This is a genomic window from Paenibacillus turicensis (assembly GCF_017873435.1).
Taxonomy (GTDB): Bacteria; Bacillota; Bacilli; order Paenibacillales; family Paenibacillaceae; genus Fontibacillus; species Fontibacillus turicensis.
The window spans coordinates 78,058-89,339 of the sequence record NZ_JAGGKG010000020.1; the positions used below are offsets into that span (position 1 = coordinate 78,058).

Below are 11,282 nucleotides of genomic sequence, written 5' to 3' on the forward strand. Positions count from 1 at the left end.
AACCGCTTGTACATGGTGTAGGCAATTAAAGCATTACATTAGTTTTTTTAATTTAACCACAGACATTCTCACTCCGAGAGTGTCTTTTTTGATGATTTCAAAAATAAACTTCAACTAAACGTGCCATCCGCTCAAACTTCCCTAAAGTAAATAGCATATTTAACCGTTAATAAATATAGGTGTCTCTTTTTGACGTAGGGAGATTATTTGAAGAATAAGGGATGTACATAGTATAGAGAAATGAGAGGAGTATTTAGATGTTTAAAAGGAAAATTTCACTAGGCTTAATTATAGTGCTGGTGATGAATTTAATGATGAGTATGGGGGTGTTGGCGGCAGAGGGGGATAATACTTCCTTTGTTACGGTTACAATGACGCCAGCTAGTAGCACTCAAGATGTGGATCCGGCAAAGACCTCAAGTCAACAAATAAAATTAACTTTTTCTGAAATGGTTACAGGTAACATTAACGCAATCAGTGTAAAGAAAAAAGAGGCATATACTAACTTAGATGCAACAGAAGTAGCAATTCAATCAAAAGAATTTACTGGTGGTGCAGGAGAAAGCGCCACGGGATTCACTCAATTGACTTTAACCTTAGGGGCGCTAGACTATAATGCCATCTATTATATCTATTTTCCTAATGAAACGTTTACTGCTGTAAATACTCCGGGTAAAAAAATAAATACAGGAAATCTTCCACTATCATTCCAGACAACGTATTCAAAGGAGCGCCCAAAACTAGTTACTACTGGTGGTCTTTCTCCTGCAAAAGATGCAACCGTAATAGGAAGTAAACAGACTTTATCTGTTAAATTTAATAAGCCTGTGAAAAGGTTATATCCAACTGCAAATGAAACCACTGGAAATGCTAAATATATCAATGTTATTGGACCTAATGATAAAAAATACTCAATTATTAATGAGAGTTTTGAATCAAATAATATGACCTATAAATGGGATGTGGATAGACTTGTTCCAGGGAATTATTATGTGAATGTTGGTCCTCAAACCTTTGTAGATGGTCTTGGGGAATACTTCCTAGGCATTACCGACACTACGACATGGAAATTTACCGTGAAAGGTAACACAATAGGTTGGGCAGGTGCACCTACAAGTAATGCGCAGATTAATACGCCGTTAACTTTAAGCTTTAATACAGAGATGTATGCGAACGCTGGTGTAATTCAAATCTATGAAAATTCTACGGCTGGGACAGCAGTCATGGATATTCCTGTAGATGACAGTCGATATGTTAATCAGACCGCAGGTAATAAGCAAGTTCAAATTAAGCTACCTAGCTCGTTACAATATAGCAAAACCTATGTTGTAAAGGTCCCTGAGGGTGCATTTGTAGATAAAGAAGGAAAAACCTTCTCTCAAGCTAATCAGTGGTCGTTTACCACAGGCACACAAGTTTCAACTGCTTTAGCTATCGAAAGTCTTAATCCAAGTCGTGGAAGTGCAAGTGTTGCGTTGACAACGAGACCAACTATTACTTTTAATCGAAACATTTCAGTAGTGAAGCCATCTGATATTACGCTTTATCGTGAAGATTTATATACGAAAGCACTAACTAGTGTTTCAAGGGGAATAGAGGTTGCGGGTCGGAATTTAATCATTAACCCGACTAGTAATCTAGTGGACAATTCTAGGTATTATATAGAAATTACACCAGATGCGATTGTAGATGCGGTGACAGGAAGTCGATTTGGTGGAATCCTTGGTATGAATTATTCAGATTCTTGGAACTTCCAAACCAGCTCTAACGACAAAACCCCACCCGTCCTACAGGACGCTACGATGTACAATAACAATACAATCCGCCTTCGTTATAATGAAGCGTTGTATTCGGTAGGTAATCTATCTACGTCCGCATTCACGGTTTCTATTAATGGGGAGAATCGTAGAATCTCCAATGCTTACGTATCTGGAGAATATGTGTACATTACTTTAGATTTAGGAGTTGCGGTTGGACAGGTCATTCGAGTTAGCTATTCAGCAAATAGTACGTGGGGTAGAATTCAAGACTTGGCTAGTAACCCTGCGGCGGGCTTCTCTAATCGTGAGGTAACAAATGGTGTGGATTCCGTATTACCTAAGCCAAAGGATGGATATATAAGCGGAAATACGTTGTCTCTTACCTTTAGCGAAAGCTTGAAGGGATTATCTAGCTCCTACGCTTACGAGCAATTTACAGTTACTGCAAATGGCTCTGCCAAATCAATTAAATCGATCTCTTCCTACAGCGGGGGTAGCAGTATTACGTTAACCTTGGATAGCTCAGTAGGAAATGGCGAGGTCATTAAGGTTTCCTATCAACCGGGCTCTTATCCATTACAGGATTTCCGTGGCAATAAGATTGCGCCATTTACAGACTTTTTTGTTCGTAACTACAATGACTCTATTGCACCTGAATTTACAGGCGTATCGGGCTCTGGCAACAAAATTGTTTTAACTTATAATGAGCCACTAAGAACGTCTCCACTTCCCCTGAAAAGTCAATTTTCAGTGCTAGTGAACAATGCGGCGGTTTATGTGAATGCAGTGGAAATTGTCTCTAACCAAGTTATTTTAACGTTGGCTTCTTCCTTTACCCAAGAGCAGGCAGTGACGTTATCTTATGTATCAGGTTATGGGGGAACGGCGGACTTAAATGGTAACCTTGCTGGATTTATTAATTTACAGCCAGTCACCTACAGCAATGTAGCACAAGGTATACAGTCAGCAACAGTAAATGGGAATACCATTACAATTACTTATAATAGTACGTTACGTGCGGTGAGCTTTTTGCCACCAAATCAATTTGCGGTGTTAGTTAACAATGCCCAAGTTGGCGTGCAATCTGCATCGATCAGTGGCAACACAGTGACGTTAAAGCTATCTTCGCAGGTGGCAGCTAATCAGTCTGTAACCTTATCCTATATGACTGGCTCCACTCCGTTATATAGTGCAACAGGCGAGAAGCTAAATACGTTCTCAAATATGACAGTCTCTTATGTTAATAACACAACGAACAACAATACTGGTGCAAATGGCCAACCAAGCTATTTGTCGGTGATGTCCAGCTCAACCTTTAACAAAATTGGCTATGTTTTAAATGTATCTACAGCAAAAACATCTTCAAGCCAATCCTATCGAGGCGTGTCTACGAACAGATATACGATCGATACGGTACAAATGGAAAATGCATTTAAGTTTTTAACGACATTAGCTGCAAATCGGATGCTAGTGTTTGAGGTTCCACCTTCTGAGCGAGCTGCGGAGGTAGCCATTCCTTTAAGTGCTTTATCTACAGTCATTGGTGGGACACAGACGTATTCGATTGCGGTGAAATATAAGGAAAGCTTATATGAGATTCCGCTAGAGGGGATTTCGCTTTCGGAAATAACTCGTGCCTTGAATGTGAGTACATTAAATTCTGTCTACTTAATTATTCAGCTAGAATCTGTGCAACGATCCCAACTAAATATGCCAACCGTGATTAATGGCGTATCTGTAAGTACACTAATGGAGCCTATTGAAATCCGTGTCGTAGCAGTAAATGGAAATGGCTCTACAAATAGTGGCATCAGCGTTGGGCATTCTGGCAATTATTATTTACGGATGAGTGGTAGTCGTGTCACGACAACTCAAACGACGTTAGTCAATTACAATCTCACGCTCAACATCATGGAACGTATGCTGGCATCTGTAGCTGGTGGAAACGGAAATCTTCTATTTGTTGCAAAGGTAAACGGGAATTCGATTATTGGTCCTGTAATGGGTTCCGTCTTTTACCCAGATATTAATAACCATTGGGGCAAAGGCGACATTAACGAGCTTACCTCGAAGCTAATTGTCAGCCCACGTTCCGCTTCATCAACTGTGTTCGAGCCTAATCGCAACATTACTAGAGGTGAGTTTGGTGAATATATCGCTAAAGCGTTAGGTTTAACAAGCAAAACAACTGCAAGTAGCTTCCCGGATGTGCCAGCAAATACTAGAGGTGGTTATATTGCTTCTGCTGTAGAGGCGGGGATTATTACGGGTTACCCGGATGGTACCTTTAAGCCGGATCAACCAATTACGCGTGAGCATATGGCATTGATGATGGTACGTGCAATGAGCTATGCGAAGCAAAATGTAACCTTAAATGGCACTGCGGCACAAACCTTATCGAGATTTAAGGATGCAAATAAAATCCAAGATAAAGATACTGTAGCAAAAGCAGTCCAATCTGGTATTATCCAAGGCATGAGTGCAACCTCATTCCAGCCAAAAAGCAATGCAACACGTGCGCAAGCGGTCGCTATGATTAAACGGGTGTTAAGCAAACTAAATTACTTGTAATTCTAAAGATTTATAAAAATTAGTGGCTGGCAAAGAAGATGGAGGCTACGTAACAGAGAGATCTTCCAGTCGTTGTTAAAACCAGATTCCTTTTTACGCATAACAAATTTAAAGGCTGGAATCTGGTTTGAAAGACGAATGTTTCACTTTTCCAGAATCCCTCTGCTCCTTCGCTAACATGAGAGTGCCAACCACTAATTTAGTATTTAACCTTTTCTAATTAGCGATCACAAACTGTAATTTTAAAAAACAAAGTGTAGTAGTAATTGCCTCTTATCTGGGATGAATCTCAATCCCTTAGAGATAAGGGGCTTTTTCTATGTCCATAAGTCCTGTCCATAAGTTCAACACTAGCATCTTCACTAGCAAATCCAAAGTTTAAATGCTTTTAAAAGAACTCAACTTAGAAATTAGTGGTTGAGAGGAAGCGAAAATAGCGAAGGGGTAGAGGGATGGTGGAGAAGTGAACACGTCCGCCTTTACAGCCTGTTTTTCATCGATAAATATTACATTCAAGAAAATCAGGCTGTAACAGGGGTCGAAGCCACCCTCTGCACCGTAGCTGCTTTCCTCGGAAGTTAGCAACCACTAATTTTTGTTTTGAGCTTTTAAAAGATAAAGTTATTTATTTTTCGTAACTTTTTCAAAGTTTTGGAGTCTATTAAAGTGACAATGAACTTTGGTAGATAACATGAATAGATGAAATTAAGGCTCAATCTTGTAATCAGTCCTTGACAGCCAACCCAAACTAGCGAAGAGACAGAGAGATTCTGAAGATTGTCTCTTAAAATTAAATTCCACCAATATATTTACTTCAATAAGACGGAATTTAATTTTAACAACAATCGCAACAACTCTCTGGATCGTAGCTTCTAGCTTGCAGTGGTTGTTAAGTACTGATTTATAAATGGAGTCGAAATTATAGAGTGATAATCATATTTTGCTAGAGATGGGAGCGGTAAAAAAGAAAATGGTAGTTAAAACTGGGGAGAATCAACACGGACAGGTGAAATGGAAGCAGGTTGCGCTTAAACAAGGGAAAAGGTTAGCTTTAGTAGGTTTGGCAGGATTGCTGTGGATACAACCGGTTTTGGAATTAAATTGGCTTAGCAACAAATCAAGTATTGTAGCGGCGGCAGAAGCAACCAAGACAGGCGAAGAGATGATTACTTCAGGTGCGAAGCTCATGAAATACACCTATACCACTACACGTTCAGGCAAAGCAGTTAAAGTATTAATGGATGTTGTCGAGGTAGATTTAAGCAATCCGTATGTACAAATGGATGTTATGACAGGTAAAAATAATCAGCTTACGACACGCCAAACGGTGGAAAAAATGGTACAAGAAACAGGTGCTGTTGCAGGGATAAACGGTGATTTTTTTGTGATGAGTGGTCAAGGTGTGCCGATGGGTGCTGCCGTCTCAAAAGGAACGTTAGTGAGTAGCCCTGCTCAGCTGTCAGGGATGTATGCTTTTGCTGTGAGCAAGGATGGCAATCCAATGATCGATTTATTCAGATTTAACGGTAGTGTAACGGCAGAGGATGGCTCAACCTATCCTTTAGCGGGGATCAACCAAGAATCGTATAAGCTAGAGCCTGAAAATGTGTATAGTCACGTTAATAATATGTTTATTTATACAAGTGCATGGAAATCTACAGAGCGTCCAAAGGCAAGCTTTACTACACCAACAGAGGTGCTTGTCCAAGGGGATGTCGTTCAGCAAATTTCTCTTCAAGCACCAATTGAAGGTACGATCCCAGAGGGAGCGTATATTTTGCGTGCGCATGGCACAGCAGCAGATTACATTGCTCAGCATTTAAGCGTAGGGCAACGAGTGAGCGCTGCGTATCAGCTTGTGGCACAGTCTAGTGGGCAAACGGTCGACCCTGCAAGCCTACAAATGATGATAGGTGGACATACGTTGCTCGTAGACCAAGGGAAAGCCTCTGGTTTTACACGTTCCACTACAGGCATTAGCGGTGGTAGTGCGGTAGCTAGAACGGCTGTAGGGTACTCTAAGGACGGCAAAAAGGCGTATATGATTACCGCCGAAAATAATAGTAGTAGCTCAGGCTTGACGTTAAAGGAGCTCCAAAGCTTTATGGTGAGCATCGGGGTTTGGAAAGGGCTTAACCTAGATGGTGGTGGCTCCACAACGATGGTTAATCGTCCATTGGCAGAGACAAATGCAAGCTTAACCTTCACCACCTCCAACGGAGCGGCAGGACAACGTGCGGTCGTAAATGGTTTAGGGGTGTTTAGTACAGCGCCACAAGGCACACTTAAAGGGCTTAAGGTAAGTGGTAACACAAGACTATTGATCGGTGAAACTGCATCGTATACGCTAAAAGGTTATGATACCTATTACAACCCAATCGATACTTCTACTATCGGGGCAACATGGAGCGCTAGCAATAGCAATCTAGTAGAAAGCAATGGTAGCTTCAAGGCGGCTAAGTCAGGAGCATCTCAAGTTGTTGCAACGAGTAACGGGGTAAAAACAAGCTTAAATGTAACCGTGCTTGGTGGCAAAGACCTTGAAAGCTTAACGCCTTCTACCACATTTGCTCCCCTAGAATCTGGAACTAGCATTAACGTGCCAGTAACTGCTAAACTGAAAAGTACCGTAAGTACAGTGAATGTACCTGCGGAATCTATTAAATGGAAATTTAATGGCATTGATGCTGTCGTGAAGGATGGCGTTTTAAAAATAAATAAAGTGAATGCAGGTGTGAAGGTCGCTTACGCTACACCAGAATATGATGGCTTTAGTGGTACGCCAATCGTCTTCTCTACTTCTGAAGAGCAAGTATGGGAAAACTTTGAAAAGGTGAGCTACCCGCTTAGCTTTACAGGACTTCCAGCAGGCACGACTGGGACGGTATCTGTGGTTCAAGGTACAAGCTCAGCTACAGGAAATGCAGGTCAAGGTGCTAAAGTGCTGAAGCTGGACTACGATATGACTAACGGAACTGGAAACCGTTTTGCATATGCTCAGTTTAACGGAACCTCAGGAAAGGCGATTCCAACAGGCGCAACTCAATTGTCGATTGATGTATTAGGGGATGCAAGTCAAAACTGGCTAAGAGTAGAATTTGAAGATGCTAACGGTAAAGCGGTTTATGGCGACCTTACGAAGCAAATTGACTTTAACAACTGGCAAACGCTGAAGCTGGATCTAAGCACGTTAAACCTGAAGCAACCAGCGAAGCTAAAACGGATTTACCTCGTGAATTTAGAGGAAGGTCAAGATGAGAGAACACTACAAGGTAGTATTTCGTTAGATAACATCAAATTTACAGCACCAGCAAGCCAAGGCGGAAGCACCGTTAATACTGGAGTTACTGCGGTAATGACGATCGGCAAAAAAGAAATGACGGTAAATAATAGCACGAAGACATTAGATGTTGCCCCTGTTTTGCAAAATGGCGTAACCTATGTCCCGATTAAATATATTATTGATTACTTTGGTGGCGAAGCGAACTGGGATGGACTAAATAAAAAGCTTACAGTCATCCAAGGTAAGACGACTTTAGAGCTAACCGTAAATAAAAAAGAATTTTTATTAGGTGGCGTGAAAAAACAAGGCGAAGCAGCACCGATTATTTTGAGTAATAGGACTTTAGTCCCGTTGAGACTTGTGTCTGAACAACTAGGTATCGAAGTAAAATGGGAAAAGATGACCAAATCCATCACTTTAAAATCATGATATGATAGGTTGAGATATTCTGGGATTTGAGGGAATGGAGAAGGGACCGTGGACTTTCAAGCAGATGCTATAGACAGAGTAATAAAAAATGCAATCGGAGTCATGGAGAGCAGTAAGGTCCAGATTCTTGAAATTCTTGAAACAGCGCGTAGAGAGCTGACTACACTTAACAATGAGCTTCAGCAGGTGATGAAGGAAACTGCCGAAACCGTTGAAAAGGTTGACCAGCTTGAAATTAATTATCGTCGCTCACGTATCCGGCTAACCGAGGTTAGCCGTGATTTCGTGCGGTATAAAGAAGAAGATATAAAGCAGGCCTATGAGAATGCAACGCAATTGCAGCTCGACCTGCTTATTTATCGTGAAAAGGAAATGTACTTGAAGGCTCGCCGAGATGATTTGCAGCAACGGGCGCGAAGTGTGGAGAAATCCGTAGAACGTGCCGAGACCATTGGTTCGCAAATTGGTGTGGTTATGGAATATTTGTCAGGCGAGTTAGGTCAGGTGACACGTATTTTAGAAACTGCGAAAACGCGCCAGCTTATTGGACTTAAAATTATTCTTGCTCAAGAGGAAGAACGCAAACGAATTTCCAGAGAAATCCATGACGGTCCCGCTCAGCTACTAGCTAATCTAGTACTAAGGACGGAAATTGTCGAAAGAATGATCGTGAAGCAGGAATTTAAGCTAGTGCAGGACGAAATAGTTGACTTGAAGGGTCAAGTACGTGCTAGCTTGGAGGAAATGAGAAAAGTAATCTTTAATCTTCGTCCAATGGCACTAGATGATCTAGGCTTAATCCCAACCTTACGCAAATATGTGCATGATTACGAAGAAAAGACTAAAATAAGAACTACATTTGAAACGAGGGGCAAGGAATGTAGACTATCGTCTGCGATGGAAGCCGCCGTCTTCAGACTCATACAGGAAGCGTTAAGCAATGCAGCAAAACATGCTTTGCCTTCTTATGTCGGGGTAGAAATTACGTATCAAGCACAAATGGTTAAAATTATGGTTAGCGATAACGGACTAGGATTTAAAGTAGAGCAGCTAGAGGAAAAAACAAAATCTCATGCTCATTTTGGCCTCATTGGTATGCGTGAGCGGGTAGAATTGCTAGATGGTAGAATGGAAATAGAATCAACGGCAAATGTCGGAACAAAGATTATTATTCATATTCCAATTAATACGGACAAAGGAAAGGAGAATCAGGATGGATAGTATTAAACCAACAATTAAAGTCCTTTTAGCGGACGATCATCAGTTATTTCGTGAAGGCTTAAAGCGCATTTTGAACATGGAACAGGATATTGAGGTTGTAGGAGAATGCGGAGATGGCTCTCAGGTGTTAAGTAGTTGTGCCATGTATCGTCCCGAAATCGTCTTAATGGACATTAATATGCCTTTGCTAAATGGTGTAGACGCGACAGCACAGCTTCGCCAATCTTCCCCTGATATTAAAGTTATCATTTTATCAATTCATGATGATGAGAGTTATGTGTTTGAAACGTTGCGTAAGGGTGCAACAGGATATTTGTTGAAGGATATGGAGGCAGAATCATTAATTAATGCCATCCGTACAGTAGCAGAAGGTAACGGATTTATTCACCCTAAAGTAACAGGGAAGCTTATTCAACAGCTTCGTCGTATGGAATATGTAAGTGAGACAGGTGCAATGGCACAGGATCACGAGCTACATGAAGCAGGCGTTAAATTTGTTGCAGGCGATAACAACCCATTAACCCGTCGTGAAGCAGAAGTACTTCGTCTAATGGCGGAAGGACGTAGCAATAAAGTCATCGGCGAGCACCTGTTTATTAGTGAAAAAACAGTTAAAAACCATGTGAGTAGCATCTTGCAAAAAATGGATGTGGATGATCGTACACAAGCTGTTATTAACGCGATTAAATTTGGCTGGGTAACATTGTAATCATCGTAATGAATCAAGTTAATAAGGTTATTCTTTGATTTGATGATGAGACAGTAAGTAGGACAGTAGGACAGTAATGAATTAGGTTGTTAATTTTGTTGGTAATTTTATTTGGTAATTTTTATAATGAACTGAAATTGTACATATGTGAGCATTTGGCATATAGGCAATGCCCCGCCCAGTAACAGAAGCATCCTCTACGGCATACATTGTCGTATGGGAGGTGAGCTCCATGATTCCCTTCATGGGTTACATTTTATTATGTTACGGTGTGGCTGCAATTGCGGTTCATGCCATGTATAGATGGCACGTCCATAGACATCCAAAGTCTGTAAAGCGTGTTCATTATGTTCTAATTACGCAAAATCACGAAAATCAAATGGAGTGGGTACTAAGAGCATTACACTGGTACTCCAAAATGAAGGGCGTTGCACTTCGCGTCACTTTGCTAGATAATGAATCTAACGATGACACCTTGGCCATTGCTCAGAAGATGGAGAAACACGGCATGGAAATCACCGTGGTTCAGGCTAAGGATCAGCAAGCGGAAGAACTTCTTTCGAGACCTTTTTCGCAAAAGGGAACGGTAAATGAGACTACAGAGTTCACTAAAGCTAAGCTAGGTGATGGAACTAAAAAAACTCTAGAAGTTGAATTTAACGAGGAAAAGCAGTTTTGCATTGACCTTCGGCTTCCACAGGAAGTGAATCGAATTCCTTATGTGCAAGTTTAAAGAACCAAACAATTTAGACCATGTGAAGTTAAAGCTGAGCAATCTTGCTGATTTCTGTACATGGATAGTGTGAAGCACACACTTTAGGAAAAAACCTAAAGCTGTGTGCTTTTTTTGTTGTCTTGCGTGCCCAGAGGCACGCATCATCTAGTTGGTGTAAGTCCGACCGAAGGAGGGACCAAGCCACCTTCGTAGCTAGGATACCTACGTATAGCGAAATCTGTACGTAGAAGCGTATCGACGAAAGTACCTGTCAGAGACAGGGCGAGCAACATACCAGGCCGTAACATAAAGTGAATCCTGCCGCGTCGTCAAAAAGGCCTCGCAAGAGGGAAAAGAGGAAGTCGAGTCCCGAGGATATGGACGAAGACCACGGAAACTGTATCGAACTTGGGGCAACAGTGAAGAATCCTTCGGCGTAAGGGGATCGGCATGGTATGAAAGATGGTGCAGTGAACTGGGGAGACCCTCCCCTGCACAGAAAAAAAAAAACTGTAAAGAGGTGCCCTATAAACCCTAAAGGTGAAATGGGTGATCTGTAGGAAGGGAGTCCGAGGGGCTCATAGTACCGAGGAG

The 11,282-nt window shown here is 41.4% G+C and carries 5 protein-coding genes; all 5 read left to right on the forward strand.

Features of this window, described 5'->3' with window-relative positions; translation table 11 throughout:
* Positions 1-257 precede the first annotated feature (257 nt).
* Complete coding sequence (locus J2Z32_RS17975) at positions 258-4,331, forward strand: SwmB domain-containing protein (protein ID WP_210090574.1); 4,074 nt, start codon at positions 258-260, stop codon at positions 4,329-4,331.
* A 970-nt stretch (positions 4,332-5,301) separates the two neighbouring features.
* On the forward strand, positions 5,302-8,043 hold the full coding sequence (locus J2Z32_RS17980) for a stalk domain-containing protein (protein WP_245251584.1): 2,742 nt from the start codon (positions 5,302-5,304) through the stop codon (positions 8,041-8,043).
* 48 nt (positions 8,044-8,091) lie between these two features.
* Positions 8,092-9,264 carry a sensor histidine kinase gene (locus J2Z32_RS17985; protein ID WP_210090576.1) on the forward strand — a complete coding sequence of 391 codons (1,173 nt, stop codon included), beginning with the start codon at positions 8,092-8,094 and terminating at the stop codon, positions 9,262-9,264.
* A complete protein-coding gene (locus J2Z32_RS17990; protein ID WP_210090577.1) occupies positions 9,257-9,973 on the forward strand; it encodes a response regulator in 717 nt (238 codons plus the stop codon). The genes J2Z32_RS17985 and J2Z32_RS17990 overlap by 8 nt, the downstream gene beginning before the upstream one ends.
* A 232-nt stretch (positions 9,974-10,205) precedes the next feature.
* Positions 10,206-10,706 carry a hypothetical protein gene (locus J2Z32_RS17995; protein WP_210090578.1) on the forward strand — a complete coding sequence of 167 codons (501 nt, stop codon included), beginning with the start codon at positions 10,206-10,208 and terminating at the stop codon, positions 10,704-10,706.
* Positions 10,707-11,282: the final 576 nt, after the last annotated feature.